The following is a 13,514-nucleotide window of genomic DNA, read 5'->3' as shown; positions in this document are numbered from 1 at the left end:
CCCCGGGGTTGACGCGGTTATCGAGAGTCGTTATGTTAACGATCGTCGATAACAACGAATATCGATAAGGAGGGGATCGAATGTCTGACACCACGTCTCGCGCAGGCCGAACCACGGTGCTCATCTCCGCGCTGCTCTTCGGCGGCCTGATCCTCCTGGGCGCGGTGGTCGCAGCCGTTCCGAGGATCACCGGCTACTTCACCGACTACTGGAACGGGCGTGCGGGGCTCCTGACCGCCCGTCAACCGCAGGTGCCGATCGAAGGCGGCCGGCCTGAGGCCGGCGGTCTCGACTACGACGGACTCCGCATCGTCAGCGATGAGGCGCTCCTCGCTCCCCGGACGCTACAGGCCCTCGCGGAAGGGCTCGGCATCCTCGTCATCATCGCGGGCGGGCTTCTCGCCGTGCTGCTCGCGGTGCGGATGCTCAGGGGCGTCCGTTCGCCCGGCTGCTGTCATGGGGCCTGGGCGCGCTCGGTGCGCTCGTGATCGTCGCAGCCGCCGTCGCACCGCAGCTGGAGGCGCTCGCCGTAGACCTGGCAGTGAGGGAGCTGGGCTACGCCGTCTACGATGCCGGTCACAGCGGTGTCTTCACGCCAGACGGTCCCGATGCGATCGAACTGCCGCTGTGGGACTGGCTGTGGGTGCTCGACCGCGTCGACCCGACACTGCTCCTCCTCGGCGTCCTCATCTTCGTCCTCGGTGTCCTGGTCGCCGACGGAACGCGTCTGCAACGCGACACGGAAGGGCTGGTGTGAGCACCATGAGCTCCTGGATCCCCATCGCGGCGGCAATCGCCCTCGGCGCGCTCGCCGCCGTCATCACCGCGATCATCCGACAGGGCAAGCGCTCCGATCCGCCCGGTGACGCCTCGGTTGTAGTTCGCGTGACACTCGTCGTCGCCGCCATCTGGGCAGGATTCTCGCTCGTCGGCGGGATCGTGACAGGCCTCGTGATCCTCCTGCAGAGCCAGGTGCTCATCACCGTCCCGGTCCGCGAGTTCTGGCCGGCTCTTCCTGAAGGCACCATGATCGAGGGCACGAACGCCACGCTCGTCAGCGGCGGGTTCACCTCAGCCGAGATCCTCGTCGAAGGGCTCAGCGCGGGCGCCCGCGTCTCGTGGATGATCAGCCAGACGCTGTTGTGGCTGCTGCCGGCCGTCATCGCCGCGATGATCGCGGTGGCCTGCTTCCAGCTCCTCGCCGGCCGCGCCTTCGCACCGGTCGTGGCGCGCATGCTGATGGTGACCGCGGCCGTCGTCGCGGCAGGAGGCGTCGCCGCGACGATGCTCGGCGATCTCGCCGGCAGCATGGCCTCGGCCGAGCTGTTCGCATGGAACGGAGCTCAATACCCCGACATCCCGGGCGTCGAAGACGCCCTGCAGGCCTGGTGGCCGAGCCCTGCGTTCACGCTCACGCTTCCGTTCTGGCCTCTTGCGGCAGGCCTCGCGTTCGCTGCGCTGGCTGCGGTGTTCCGCTACGGCGCCCGCCTGCAGCGCGACACCGAGGGGCTGGTATGACCCCGGCCGAGAACGAGGAGCCCACCGGCATCCACTGCCGCCTGGACGAGCTGCTCGCCGAGCGCGGCATGACCCTCACGGAGCTCAGCGCCCGGGTCGGAGTGAGCATCGTCAATCTCTCGGTGCTCAAGAACGACCGTGCCCGGGCGATCCGCTACTCGACGCTCCGCGCGATCTGCGACGCCCTGCAGTGCGAGGTCGGCGAGCTCCTCGTACTCGCCGACCGCTAACCCGAATCCTGGTCAGAAGATGTCGCTCCTGGCGTCGATATGCGACAACGACTGCCGAGGAGTCGGAGCGGATGTCACCCGCCTCAGTCCCGCGAGGCACCACCCTCCTCGGGATGCACGGCGCTGCGGGTGTCGAGGGCGAGCTCTTCGGCGTCCAGAGCCGTGAGCAGATCCCGCATGACCTCCTCGTCGAGGGTGCCGGCGTCGCGCTCGCGGATCAGCACCTCGCGCCGCATGGCAAGCCACCCCTTCGACAGGGCGACGTAGTCGGCGAAGGAGGGCGCCGCGGCATCCGACGCTTCCTTCTTCGTCTCACGGAGATCGTCGGTGTCGGCCCACACGCGTGAGAAGCGCTCGGCGATGTCGTCGAACACCTTCGTGCCTGCGGCACCGTGCTTCGCCTCCCACTCGATGCGCTGTGCGGCGAGGAACTCCGCGCCGGCCTTCGCCGAGGCGACGCGCACGGCCTCGCGAGCCCGCTCCTCCTCGGCCTCGTCGGAGCCGTCGGCGACGCCGAGCGCCCGGATGAGCAGCGGCAGCGTGAGCCCCTGCAGCAGCAGTGTCGCGATGGTCACCGAGAACGCCACGAACAGGATCACGGTCTCGGACCGTTCGTCGAGGCCGGCGAGATCTGCGGCGGCGATCGCCGTCGCGAGGGTGACGACCCCGCGCATGCCGGCCCACGACACGACCGCGTTGTCCTTCCACGACAGCACGGGTTCGGGCTCGTATCGAGGGCGCCCCGAGGGCGCAGAGCGACCGGATGCCGCACCCCGCCGCTGCCGCAGACGCGCCCACATCTGCCCCCACGCGTAGGCGGGGTACACGAAGGCGGGCCGCACCAGCAGCACCGCCAGCAGAACGGCGCCGGTGAGGACGAGGAGGGTGGGCACGTCATCCGTCTCCAGGCCGGCGACGAGCGCGGGACTGTGCAGGCCGATGTAGGCGAAGACGAAGCTCTCGAGGAGGAGATCCGCCGACAGCCACAGCGGACGCTCCTGCTGCCGGGTCGCGTAGCTGGTCTTCGGCGAGTGATAGCCGACGAACAGCCCCATCGCGACGACCGACAGCACGCCCGAGCCGCCGACGTGCTCGGCGATGGCGTAGGCGCCGAAGGGCACGAGCAGCGAGAAGGTGCCCACGAGCACCGAGTCGTCGACCCGCATCCGGAGCTGGTGCATGGCGATGCCGAAGACGAGACCGATGCCCGCGCCCAGCACGACCGCGAGAACGAACTGCCAGATGCCGCCCCAGACCGTCAGCGTCGCACCCGCCAGGATCGCCGCGAGCACTCGGAAGAGCGTCAGCGAGGTCGCATCGTTGACGAGGCTCTCCCCGGACAGCACCGTCATGATGCGCCGGGGCAGACCGAGTCGGCGTCCGATCGCGGCGGCGGAGACCGCGTCCGGCGGGGCGACGATCGCTCCCAGCAGCAGGGCTCCGGGCAGGGTCAGCGAGGGCATGATCCACCAGGCGAGGAGGCCGACGACGACGGTCGTCACGAGAACCAGACCGATGCCCAGGCGACGGATCTGCGGCAGGCTCCTCTTGAAGTTCACGAAGGAGACGTCCAGCGCGGCCGAGTACAGCAGCGGCGGCAGCACGATGCCCAGCAGAATGTGCCCGTCGAGGTCGAGCGTGGGCGCGAAGGGGAGGAGCGAGGCCGCCAGCGCCACGCCCGTCACGAGCAGCGGCGCGGGCCATCCACGCCACCGCGCGAACGCCGCGACCGCGAGGGCGCACACCAGAACAAGGAAGATCTCGCCGTCCATGCGCTCACGATACCGACGGCGTCGCGCAGACGGCATCCGACTCCCCCGACGTCACCCTGGACGGGTGATGACCCCATCGACAGACGAGCACCGGTGACCCATGCTGTGTATCGAGGACGAACCACCCGAGCACTGCCGCCCGACCGGAAGGAGACCAGCGTGCAGAGACCCCTCGCCGGGCTGACCCGGAAGAACCTCGCCACCGAGCTCACCGCGGGCATCACGCTGCTGGCCATCGCCATCCCGCTCAACATCGGCTACGCGCAGATCGCCGGGCTCCCCCGACGGCCGGGCTGTACGCGCTCGTGGTGCCGACGATCGTCTACGCCCTCGTCGTCTCCTCGCGACAGGTCGTGGCATCGCCGGATGCCGCCGCGGCCGCTCTCGTGGCTTCCTCCATCGGCGGCTTGGCCGCCGCAGGCTCGGCGGACTATCTGACCCTCGCTCTCGCACAGGCGATCATCTGCGGAGTCATGTTCATGCTGCTGGCGGTCTTCAAACTGGGCTTCCTCGCCAACTTCCTGTCGAAGCCGATCCTCGTCGGCTTCGTCGGGGCCTGGCGCTGGACATCCTCGTCTCCCAGATCGCGAAGATGCTCGGCGTGTCGATCGACTCCGGCGGCGAGTTCACCCAGAAGCTCGTCGACCTGGTGTCGGGGCTGGGCACCGCCCACGCGTGGTCGATCCTCATCTCGGCCGTCGCGGTCGCCGTGCTGCTGCTGGGCAAGCGGTTCCTGCCCCGAGTGCCGTGGGCCTTGGTCGTGCTCGTCGCCGCCACGGTCTTCGTCGTGGTCGCCCAGCTCGATCAGCGCGGCGTGGCCGTGCTGGGCGAGGTTCCGGCGGGACCGCCCTCTCTGACCTGGCCGATGCTCGACTGGCAGACGTGGGCGCTGCTGATCCCTTCCGCCCTCGCGCTGACGATGGTCACGACGGCCGAAGGCCTGCTCGTCTCCCGTTCTTACGGGGAGAAGAGGCACTATCCGACCCGGCCGAACCGCGACCTGTTCGCCTTCGGCCTGGCGAATGTCGCCGCAGGCTTCCAGGGCAGCTTCGCCGTCGGCTCCTCGACCAGCCGCACGGCGGCGATGGATCAGGCGGGCTCGCGCACCCAGCTGCCCTCGCTCGTCCTCGCCGGTGGGACCCTGCTCCTGCTCCTGTTCGGCACCGCCCTGCTCGCCGACATCCCCTCTCCCGCGATCGGCGCGATCGTCGCCGTCGCGATCATCCCGCTGCTCGGGTTCACCGAGCTGGGGCGGCTCTGGAAGATCGACCGCTTCGAATTCGCCGTCGGCGCGATCTGCTTCCTCGTGACGCTCCTGGTGGGATCGATCCCCGGCATCCTCGTCGCCTTCGTCCTCGCGCTCGTCAACCTCGCCAAGCGCGCGGCGAGCCCGGCGATCGACGTGCTCGCCGCGAACGACGACCCAGCGGCCTCTCTGCTGGAGGAGGCGCCGCGCGGAGCGGTCACGGCACCGGGCGTCGTGGTCGTGCGGATGTCGGCCCGCTGTTCTTCGCGAACGGCAACGTGTTCGTCGAAGCGGTGAAGAAGGCGATCACCGCCCGGGGCCGGACGCCGTGCGGCACGTGGTGCTCGACCTGGAGGCGGTGAGCGATGTCGATGTGACCGCCGCCGAGTCGTTCGAAGGACTCAAGGACTGGCTGCGGGACCACGGCGTCTCCCTCGCCTTCAGCCGTGTGACGCCTCCCGTGCAGAAGCGGCTCCGTCTGCTGGGGATCCTCGACGACGAGCCGCTGCACCCGACCAATCGCGCGGCCGTCGAGGCCGTCACCGCCGTACGGCCGCGAGAGGACGACGCATGAACGAGGTGATCGGACAGACCATCCCGCTCGCCCTGGGCATCGCGATCAGCCCGGTGCCGATCATCGCCGCGATCCTCATGCTGCTCTCGCCGAGGGCGCGGGTCACGAGCGTCGGGTTCCTCCTGGGCTGGCTCGCGGGGATCCTCGCCGCCACGACGCTCTTCAGTCTGCTCTCCGGTCTCCTCCCCGAAGAGTCGGATGCCGCATCCCGCCCTCTCCTCGGCACGATCCAGATCCTGCTCGGCGCAGGCCTGCTCCTCCTCGCCCTCCGGCAGTGGCGCGGACGTCCGCGCGAAGGCGAGGATCCGCACCTGCCCCGTGGATGCAGAGGATCGACGGCATGGGCTTCGGCGGCGCGCTCGGGCTCGGGCTCCTGCTGGGCGGGGTCAACCCGAAGAACCTCCTGCTCGCCGCCAGCGCGGGGCCACGATCGGATCGAGCGAGCTCGACACGGGAGCTCTCGCGCTGACGGTCGGGATCTTCACCCTGCTCGCCGGATCGACCGTGCTCGTGCTCGTGCTCGGATACCTCGCGGCATCCGATCGGCTCGCGGCCGCACTGGACGCCCTCCGCGTCTGGCTGAGCCGGGAGAACGCCGTCATCATGTGCGTCGTGCTGGCCGTCCTCGGCGCGGTCGTGGTCGGCAAGGGCATCGGAAGCCTCTGAGGACACTCAGCCCTTGACCGCGCCGCCGAGCCCTGCCGAGCGCAGGAAGACCGACTGGAAGATGAGGAACATCCCGATCGGGATGAGCGTCGCGATCGCCAGGGCGGCCAGGAAGACGTCGAGCTCGGTCTGGCTCGCCACCGCGGGCAGTCGCACCGACAGCGGCTGCACGGCCGGATCCGGCAGCACGAGCATCGGCCAGAGGTAGTCCTTCCAGGCGGCGATGATCGCGAACACCGACACGACGCCGAGGATCGGCTTCGACATCGGCAGGACGATCGACCAGAACAGCCGGAAAGGGCCGGCGCCGTCGGTGCGGGCGGCCTCGAACACCTCTCGGGGAGATTGTCGAAGAACCTCTTGACGAGCAGGATGTTGAAGGCGTTCGCCGCCATCGGCAGCCACACCGCGAGGTAGTTGTTCAGCAGCGAGCCGATGCCGAACGGCGGATTCACGATGGTCAGGTACAGCGGCACCAGCAGCACGATGCCGGGGATGAACAGGGTCGCGAGCACGAGCGCGCTCAGGATCGGCGCGTATCTCGGTCGGAGCACCGACAGGGCGTAGCCGGCCGTGGTCGCGACGAAGAGCTGGGCCAGCCAGGCGCCGGCGGCGATGACGATCGTGTTGAAGAAGTACTGGTCGATGTGGATGTCGTTCCACGCCTGCGACAGGTTCGCCCAGTCGATGCCGTTCGGCCACAGTGCGAAGGGCTGCGTCAGGGTGTCCTGCGTCGGCGTGACCGCGGCCTTCATGAGCCACAGGATCGGTCCGAGCCCGACGAAGACGAGCGTCGCCAGGAGGAAGGCGTGGGTGAGGCCGAAGCCGATCCGACCCCCAGCCGCCGTCGCTCCGAGGCGGAGACGATGGTGCGTTCGGAATCCAGCGCGCTCATGAGGTGCTCCACCGGTTCGTCAGACGGAAGTACAGCCACGACAGCAGGGCGAGCACGATCGCCAGGAGCACCGACACGGCCGTCGCCTCCCCGTAGTCGCCGCCGAGGCTGTTGCGGAAGGCCTTGTCATAGATGTACAGCAGGATCGTGCGCGTCGCGCCCGCCGGTCCTCCCCGGTGAACAGGAACGGCTCGAGGAAGACCTGCGCGGTCGCGATGATCTGCAGGATCAGCATGATGAACAGGATGCCGCGCAGCTGCGGCAGCGTGACGTGCCAGACCTTGCGCCAGATCCCGGCGCCGTCCACCTCGGCGGCGTCGTACAGCTCCGGCGGCACGGCGAGCAGCGCGGCGAGGTAGATGATGATCGAGCCGCCCGCCGCCGCCCAGGTCGCCTCCAGCACGAGCGAGGGCATCGCCTGCACGGCCGAGGACAGCCAGGGCTGCGGCGGGATGCCGACCCATCCCAGCATCGTGTTGAACACACCCGTCGCCGATGGATCGTAGAAGAACTTCCACAGCAGCACGGCGACGACCGGCGGGATGACCACCGGCAGATACGCCAGCGCCGAGTAGAGGCCCTTCCCCGGCGCACCTCGCTCATGAGCACGGCCATGAACAGCGGAAGCGGGAAGCCGAAGACGAGCGCCAGCACCGCGAAGTACAGGGTGTTGATCACGGCCTGACCCAGCTGCGGGTCGGTGAGCACCGCGATGTAGTTGTCCAGGCCCACCCACTCCCAGACGATGAGGTTCGTCTTCTGCAGGCTCATGATCACCGACCGCACGATCGGCGACCAGCTGAAGAAGAAGAAGACGATCAGCATCGGCAGCACGAACAGGAGGTTCGAGAGCCCTCCCCCGCGAAGCCACGTCAGGGGAGTGCGCCGCGCACGCCGCCGCGGCGGCGGGTCCTGCGGAGGGTCGGATGCCGCCGCGGCGACCTCGGGGAAGGTGATGGTCATGTCCTGCCTTGCTGTGTGGAGAGGAGGGGCGCTTCGCCGCATGGCTCCCTGCGAAGCGCCCCTCCGATGCCGGTCAGTCGAGGATCCCCTGGGCGTCGGCCTGGGCCTTCGCGAGGAGCGCGTCGATGTCGGCGTTGCGATCGGTGAGCACGGTCTGCACGACGTCGTCGAGCAGGGCGTAGATCTCCTGCGTCGCCTTCTTCGGCTCGCCGACCGGGGTCTGGTCCCAGATCGAGTCGATGAACGGCGCCATCTGATCGCGCGGTACGTTGATGTACGGCTCGATCCAGACCAGCGACTCCTCGTAGAGCTCACGGCTGAGCACCGGAAGCACCGGGGTGCCCACGGCCTGGCCGGACTCGCTGAGCGTCCGGGCGTCGAGCACCGCCGCATCCTCGTCGAGGAGCTTGCGCATGTAGTACCAGTCGATCCAGGCGACGGCGGCGGCCTTGGTCGCCTCGTCGATCGTCGGGCTGATCACCGCGATGTCCCGCCGCCGAGCGTGCCCGGGTCGGCGCCCTCGGTGGGGACCACCGTCAGACCGTAGGCGTCCGGAGCGAGACCGAAGTCGCGGACGAGCGCGGTGTAGACATCCGATCCGGATGTGTACATGCCGATGTTGCCCGCGGCGAACTCCTGGTTGATCGTGCCCCAGTCGAGGTCCACCTTGGAGCCGAAGGAGTCATCGACCCAGCGCAGCTGATGCAGGAACTCCAGCGTCGCCCTCGTGCCGGGGTTGTCGATCGTGGACTGCGCCGAGCCGTCGACGTTGTCGACCTGGGTGCGACCGCCGCGAGCGACGGACTGCGCGGTGAGCTGCCAGCCGCCGGTGTTGTTGATCGCCATCTGCGCGTACCCGGCCTTGCCGGTCCGCTCCGAGATCTGCTGGGCGTACTGGCGCACCTCGTCCCAGGTGGTCGGCGGCGAATCCGGATCGAGGCCGGCCTGTGCGAACAGGTCGCGGTTGTAGTGCAGTCCCATCCCGTAGGCCTGACGGGGAAGCCGAAGATGTTTCCTGCGGCATCCGTCACGCCCTCGAGGACGATCGGATTGAAGGCGTCCTCATATCCGAGCTCCCTGATCTCGGCGGTGACGTCCATGAGCTGACCGTTCTCGAGCAGCGTCTTGGAGTCGGTGAAGGGCACGGTGAAGACGTCGGGGAGGCTGCCGCCGGCCAGCTGCACGGCGAAGGTCGGCCCCTCCCACTCGTACTCGACGCCGATGATGTCGATGTCGGGATGCTCGTCTTCGAACTGCTTCTCCTGCGCGGCGAAGGCCTCATAGGCGGCGACGTCGGCGCCGGGCGGGAAGGTGGCGACGCGCAGCTCGACTCTGCCGGACTCGGGCTCACCGCTCTCGCCGGCGGAGCACGCCGCCATGGAGCCGACCAACGCCACTGACGTGGCGCCGACCAGCAGGATCCGTCCTGGTGACTTCATTGTCTTTCCCTTTCGTGGGTGTGGGTGATGCAGGGTCGAGGTGATGCCGGGCTCAGATCTCGAGCCAGACGGTGGTGTCGGGCGGCAGCGCGCCGTCCTCGAGCGGTGCGCTGCAGAGGACCTCCCCGCGGTGCGCAGGGAGGGCGATCGGCACGGGGCCGAAGTTCGTGACGGATGCGGTGTGCTCGCCACGTCGGAAGGCGAGCACACCGGCGCCGAGCTCGAGCCACTCCAGCCGCTCGCCGGCGAGGTCGTCGCGGGTCCGCCGGATCGCGAGGGCATCGCGGTACAGGCGCAGCATCGACTGCGGGTCCGCCTCCTCGGCCTCGACGGTGAGCGAGGACCAGTCCGCCGGCTGCGGCAGCCAGGGCTCGTGCTCCGGGTCGGTCCCGAAGCCGTACGGCGCCGAGGCGCCCGCCCACGGCAGCGGGACGCGGCATCCGTCCCGGCCGGGGTCGACCCCCTCGGAGCGGAAGTGCATCGGATCCTCGATGACCTCGCGGGGAGCTCGACCTCGGGGAGGCCCAACTCGTCACCCTGGTAGATGTACATGGCTCCGGGGAGGGCGGCGACCAGGAGCGCGGCGGCCCGGGCGCGGCGCATGCCCCGTTCCAGGTCGGTGGGGTGCCGAAGCGCTTGCGATCGAAGGCGAAGCCCGAGTCGGCGCGCCCGTACCGGGTGACGGGCCGGGTCACATCGTGGTTCGAGAGCACCCAGGTCGCCGGCGCGCCGACGGGGGCGTGCTCGGCGAGCGTGCGCTCGATCGACGCGCGCATGCAGCCGGCGTCCCAGGGCTGGGTCATGAAGTCGAAGTTGAACGCGGTGTGCATCTCGTCCGAGCGCAGGTAGCGGGCGAAGCGCTCGGCGTCGTCGAGCCAGACCTCGCCGACGAGGATGCAGGTCCCCTCGTACTCGTCGGCCACGCGACGCCACGAGCGATAGATGTCGTGCAGCTCGTCGCGGTCGATGTGCGGGTGGGCGCCGCCGCGGGGCTCCCCCGCGATCTCCGGGAGCGCCGGATCCTTCACCGGGAGCGCCGCGGAGTCGATGCGCACGCCGGAGACGCCGCGGTCGAACCAGAAGCGGAGGATGTCCTCATGCTCCCGGCGCACGTCGGGGTGGTTCCAGTTGAGGTCGGGCTGCTCGGGGTGAACAGATGCAGATACCACTCCCCGGGCGTGCCGTCGGGGTCGACGGTGCGCGTCCAGGTCTGGCCCTGGAAGCTGGAGACCCAGTGCGTAGGGATCTCCTCGCCGCCCTCGCCCTTCCCGGGGTGGAACCAGAACCGCTCGCGCTCGGGGCTGCCGGGCCCCGCTGCCAGAGCCTCCTGGAACCACGGATGCCGGTCGCTGACGTGGTTCGGGACGATGTCGATGATCGTGCGGATGCCGAGCGCGAGCGCCTCGGAGATGAGCTTCTCCGCCTCGGCCAGGGTGCCGAAGGAGGGATGGATCGTGCGGTAGTCGGCGACGTCGTAGCCGCCGTCGGCGAGAGGACTCGCGTACCAGGGGTTGAACCAGATGGCGTCGACGCCGAGGGACTTCAGATAGGGGAGACGGGCGCGCACCCCGGCGAGGTCGCCGGTGCCGTCGCCGTTGCCGTCGGCGAAGCTGCGCACGTAGACCTGGTAGATCACGGCGTGACGCCACCACAGCGGATCCTCCTCGAGCGCGCCCGGCGCGATCGTCGGCACGGAAACGGGCTGGGTGCGGGTCGCGTCCTCGCGCGTCTGGACGTCTGCGTCCACGGTGCTCCTCATCGTCGAAGTGTGTCGACGACGAATGTAGCTTCGCGGATGGATTAACGCAAGAAGTAGACAAACAGTTGTAATTTCATATCTACGCAAGATCACGCAAGAATGCGCAAGCGGGTTCGGCCGCAGCGATCCGCGGCATCCGGCCACCACCCGACACCGGGGTTCCGCTCGGTTCGGCGACGCCTCAGGAGGCGAGCGGGGCGGTGGAGGCGCGCAGCACGAGCTCGGGCTCGAACAGCAGCTCCGTGTGCGAGCGTCCGCCACCGCGGATCTGGGCGAGGAGCAGGTCGATCGCGGTGCGCCCCATCGACTCGATCGGCTGCCTGACCGTCGTCAGGGGCGGCTCCGTGCAGCTCATGAGCGAGGAGTCGTCGAAGCCCACGATGCTCACGTCGTCGGGGACCCGTTTGCCGGCCCGCCGGGCGGCCCGGATGGCCCCGAGGGCGAGGGGGTCGCTGGCGCAGACGATCGCCGTGGCACCGGCGTCGATCAACTGCTTCGCGCCGGCCTGCCCGGACTCGATCGTGTAGAGCCCGCGCACGACGAGGTCGTCCTCCAGCGGGTCGCCGAGCTGCGCGAGGCACCGCCGCGCACCGTCGAGCTTGCGTTCCGAGGGCACGTGATCGCTCGGCCCGAGCAGCAGGCCGATGCGCCGGTGCCCCAGCTGGCGCAGGTGCGTCACGGCCTGCTCCGCGGCGAGCACGTCGTCGGTGGAGACGGTCGCGAACTCGAGCCTGTCCACCCGTGCGTTGACGAAGACGGTCGGGAGCTTCACCCGCCGCAGGCGCTCGTAGTGCTCGTGCGGAGAGTCGGCCTGACTGTAGTTGCCGCCGAGGAAGATCACCCCCGAGACCTGCTGCTGCAGCAGGAGGTCCACATACTCCGACTCGGAGATGCCGCCCGCGTTCTGCACGCACAGGAGCGGGGTGTAGCCGTTCTGCGTCAGCCCTCCGCCGATGATCTCGGCGAAGGCCGGGAAGATCGGGTTGGTCAATTCCGGGAGCACGAGCCCGACCAGCCGCGCACGCTCGCCGCGCAGCTTCGTCGGCCGCTCGTAGCCGAGGACGTCGAGGGCCGTGAGCACGGCCTGCCTCGTCGCATCCGACACTCCGGGCTTGTCGTTGAGCACACGGCTGACGGTGGCTTCGCTGACCCCGACCTTGCGGGCCACTTCGGCGAGACGCTGGGACACGGCGACAGTCTACGCAAGAACTTGCAGGAAAACGCAATCACTTGCGGGAGGGAATGGGGAGATCGGATGCCGGGTTGCACCCGAAGATGACTGCGCCAGCCCTCTCCGTCCTCGACCTCGTGCCCGTGCGCACCGGTCAGACCAGCTCCGAGGCGGTCGCCGCCTCGCTCGATCTCGTGCGGAGGGCCGAGGCTCTCGGCATCCGCCGCTACTGGTTCGCCGAGCACCACAACATGCCCGCGGTCGCCTCGACCTCGCCGCCCGTGCTCATCGCCGCGGCGGCCGCGCGCACCGCGCGGATGCGCCTCGGCTCGGGCGGTGTGATGCTGCCGAACCATGCCCCACTCATCGTCGCCGAGCAGTTCGCCGCACTGGAGGCTCTCGCGCCCGGACGCATCGACCTGGGGTTGGGCCGCGCGCCCGGCAGCGACCCGGTCATCACCCAGCTCCTGCGCACCTCGGGGACGACGAGCGACGTGGAGCAGTTCCCGAGGCATGTGCAGGACATCGCGGCGCTCAGCTCTCCCGAGGGCGCTGCCCTGCGCTTCACGAGCGGCGGCGAGTACACCGTGCACGCGACGCCGGCGGCGACCGGCTCCCCGAGGTGTGGCTGCTCGGGTCGAGCGACTACTCGGCGCAGCTGGCGGCATCCGCCGGACTCCCCTATGTCTTCGCCAACCATTTCTCCGGCTCGGGGCTCGACCGTGCGCTCGCCCTCTACCGCGACGGCTACCAGGCGAGCGAGGAGCACCCGGAACCGCGCACCTTCCTCACCGTCAACGCGGTCGCCGCCCCGACCGCGGAAGAGGCCGAGGAGCGAGCGCTGCCGCAGCTGCGCATGTTCGCGCGGCTGCGCACGAACAGGCCGCTGACCGCGCTCGAGACCGTCGAGGAGGCGCGCGGCGCGGCATCCGATCCGCTCTTCGAGCAGTTCACGGCCGATGCCCGGGCGCGCTGGTTCATCGGCACCGGCGCGGACGTCGCGGCACAGGTGCGGGACTTCGCGGCGCGGTACGGCGTCGACGAGGTCATGCTCTCGCCGGTCGCCGGCGCCTACGAGTCCGAGCCGCGCGACGCCTCGCCGGGTCGCGCGCAGACCCTGGAGCTCGTCGCGGCCGCCTTGTAGCCGATACCCCGGTCGTTCTGCAGGAGGCATCCGGCCGTCTGCAGGACCAACGCGTCCCGGCGCAGGCGACACGCCGGTGCGTGCCCGGAATCCAGGTCATCGCTCCTGCAGACCGCCCGCACCCTCCTGCAGAGCGA

The 13,514-nt window shown here is 69.6% G+C and carries 12 protein-coding genes and 6 pseudogenes; 11 read left to right on the top strand and 7 right to left on the bottom strand.

Annotated elements, in window-relative coordinates; genetic code table 11:
* Window positions 1-80: 80 nt before the first annotated feature.
* From KAE78_RS09060 to KAE78_RS09045, 4 genes are read left to right on the top strand one after another with little or no spacing between them, the layout of a single operon-like run.
* Window positions 81-488: a hypothetical protein gene (locus KAE78_RS09060; RefSeq protein ID WP_223170608.1), complete on the top strand. Its 408-nt coding sequence runs from the start codon at window positions 81-83 to the stop codon at window positions 486-488.
* Window positions 485-757 (top strand): hypothetical protein, encoded by a 273-nt coding sequence (locus tag KAE78_RS09055; protein WP_223170607.1) that lies wholly within the window; start codon window positions 485-487, stop codon window positions 755-757. The genes KAE78_RS09060 and KAE78_RS09055 overlap by 4 nt, the downstream gene beginning before the upstream one ends.
* Before the next feature lie 5 nt (window positions 758-762).
* Window positions 763-1,518: a hypothetical protein gene (locus KAE78_RS09050; protein ID WP_223170606.1), complete on the top strand. Its 756-nt coding sequence runs from the start codon at window positions 763-765 to the stop codon at window positions 1,516-1,518.
* On the top strand, window positions 1,515-1,748 hold the full coding sequence (locus KAE78_RS09045) for a helix-turn-helix domain-containing protein (protein WP_223170605.1): 234 nt from the start codon (window positions 1,515-1,517) through the stop codon (window positions 1,746-1,748). Before KAE78_RS09050 ends, KAE78_RS09045 begins: the two co-directional genes overlap by 4 nt.
* An 83-nt stretch (window positions 1,749-1,831) precedes the next feature.
* Here KAE78_RS09045 and KAE78_RS09040 read toward each other — a convergent pair whose 3' ends face one another.
* Window positions 1,832-3,520 carry a cation:proton antiporter gene (locus KAE78_RS09040; RefSeq protein ID WP_223170604.1) on the bottom strand — a complete coding sequence of 563 codons (1,689 nt, stop codon included), beginning with the start codon at window positions 3,518-3,520 and terminating at the stop codon, window positions 1,832-1,834.
* A 305-nt stretch (window positions 3,521-3,825) separates the two neighbouring features.
* On the opposite strand from KAE78_RS09040, the pseudogene KAE78_RS09035 reads away from it, so the two are divergent.
* The 5 genes and pseudogenes from KAE78_RS09035 (at window position 3,826) to KAE78_RS09020 (ending at window position 6,006) form a co-directional block, all read left to right on the top strand.
* A pseudogene (locus KAE78_RS09035) lies at window positions 3,826-5,063 on the top strand (SulP family inorganic anion transporter).
* 40 nt (window positions 5,064-5,103) lie between these two features.
* Window positions 5,104-5,340 (top strand): sodium-independent anion transporter, encoded by a 237-nt coding sequence (locus KAE78_RS09030; protein ID WP_262927622.1) that lies wholly within the window; start codon window positions 5,104-5,106, stop codon window positions 5,338-5,340.
* Window positions 5,337-5,600 (top strand): annotated as a pseudogene (locus KAE78_RS17700) (GAP family protein); the annotation flags it as partial. The gene KAE78_RS09030 and the pseudogene KAE78_RS17700, both read left to right, overlap by 4 nt.
* A gap of 80 nt (window positions 5,601-5,680) precedes the next feature.
* A complete protein-coding gene (locus KAE78_RS17695) occupies window positions 5,681-5,809 on the top strand; it encodes a hypothetical protein (protein ID WP_262927876.1) in 129 nt (42 codons plus the stop codon).
* A complete protein-coding gene (locus KAE78_RS09020) occupies window positions 5,770-6,006 on the top strand; it encodes a GAP family protein (protein ID WP_223172456.1) in 237 nt (78 codons plus the stop codon). The genes KAE78_RS17695 and KAE78_RS09020 overlap by 40 nt, the downstream gene beginning before the upstream one ends.
* Before the next feature lie 6 nt (window positions 6,007-6,012).
* On the opposite strand, the pseudogene KAE78_RS09015 reads toward KAE78_RS09020, so the two are convergent.
* From KAE78_RS09015 to KAE78_RS09000, 4 genes and pseudogenes are all read right to left on the bottom strand, one after another.
* Window positions 6,013-6,901: pseudogene (locus KAE78_RS09015) on the bottom strand (carbohydrate ABC transporter permease).
* Window positions 6,898-7,864, bottom strand: a pseudogene (locus tag KAE78_RS09010) (carbohydrate ABC transporter permease). The pseudogenes KAE78_RS09015 and KAE78_RS09010 overlap by 4 nt, the downstream one beginning before the upstream one ends.
* A gap of 73 nt (window positions 7,865-7,937) precedes the next feature.
* Window positions 7,938-8,345, bottom strand: a complete 408-nt coding sequence (locus KAE78_RS09005; protein WP_223170602.1) for a hypothetical protein — start codon at window positions 8,343-8,345, stop codon at window positions 7,938-7,940.
* Window positions 8,342-8,845: an extracellular solute-binding protein gene (locus tag KAE78_RS09000; protein WP_223170601.1), complete on the bottom strand. Its 504-nt coding sequence runs from the start codon at window positions 8,843-8,845 to the stop codon at window positions 8,342-8,344. Before KAE78_RS09000 ends, KAE78_RS09005 begins: the two co-directional genes overlap by 4 nt.
* A gap of 257 nt (window positions 8,846-9,102) precedes the next feature.
* On the opposite strand from KAE78_RS09000, the gene KAE78_RS08995 reads away from it, so the two are divergent.
* Window positions 9,103-9,264: a hypothetical protein gene (locus KAE78_RS08995; RefSeq protein ID WP_223170600.1), complete on the top strand. Its 162-nt coding sequence runs from the start codon at window positions 9,103-9,105 to the stop codon at window positions 9,262-9,264.
* Window positions 9,265-9,355: 91 nt separating this feature from the next.
* On the opposite strand, the pseudogene KAE78_RS08990 reads toward KAE78_RS08995, so the two are convergent.
* Window positions 9,356-10,996 (bottom strand): annotated as a pseudogene (locus KAE78_RS08990) (glycoside hydrolase family 13 protein).
* Window positions 10,997-11,243: 247 nt separating this feature from the next.
* Complete coding sequence (locus KAE78_RS08985; protein WP_223170599.1) at window positions 11,244-12,251, bottom strand: LacI family DNA-binding transcriptional regulator; 1,008 nt, start codon at window positions 12,249-12,251, stop codon at window positions 11,244-11,246.
* A gap of 86 nt (window positions 12,252-12,337) precedes the next feature.
* On the opposite strand from KAE78_RS08985, the pseudogene KAE78_RS08980 reads away from it, so the two are divergent.
* Window positions 12,338-13,377 (top strand): annotated as a pseudogene (locus KAE78_RS08980) (MsnO8 family LLM class oxidoreductase).
* The last annotated feature ends 137 nt before the right edge of the window (window positions 13,378-13,514 follow it).

It is taken from the genome of Microbacterium sp. NIBRBAC000506063 (assembly GCF_017968845.1).
In the GTDB taxonomy this organism is placed as follows: Bacteria; Actinomycetota; Actinomycetes; order Actinomycetales; family Microbacteriaceae; genus Microbacterium.
Note: the sequence above shows the minus strand (reverse complement) of the source record. Positions and strands in the feature narration are given on the sequence as shown.

Bases quoted from the DNA above. Each gene is read 5' to 3' on its own strand.
- KAE78_RS09060 (WP_223170608.1), top strand. From the start codon at position 81: ATGTCTGACACCACGTCTCGCGCAGGCCGAACCACGGTGCTCATCTCC.
- KAE78_RS09050 (WP_223170606.1), top strand. From the start codon at position 763: ATGAGCTCCTGGATCCCCATCGCGGCGGCAATCGCCCTCGGCGCGCTC.
- KAE78_RS09045 (WP_223170605.1), top strand. From the start codon at position 1,515: ATGACCCCGGCCGAGAACGAGGAGCCCACCGGCATCCACTGCCGCCTG.
- KAE78_RS09040 (WP_223170604.1), bottom strand. From the start codon at position 3,520: ATGGACGGCGAGATCTTCCTTGTTCTGGTGTGCGCCCTCGCGGTCGCG.
- KAE78_RS17695 (WP_262927876.1), top strand. From the start codon at position 5,681: ATGGGCTTCGGCGGCGCGCTCGGGCTCGGGCTCCTGCTGGGCGGGGTC.
- KAE78_RS09000 (WP_223170601.1), bottom strand. From the start codon at position 8,845: ATGGGACTGCACTACAACCGCGACCTGTTCGCACAGGCCGGCCTCGAT.
- KAE78_RS08995 (WP_223170600.1), top strand. From the start codon at position 9,103: ATGCTCGTCTTCGAACTGCTTCTCCTGCGCGGCGAAGGCCTCATAGGC.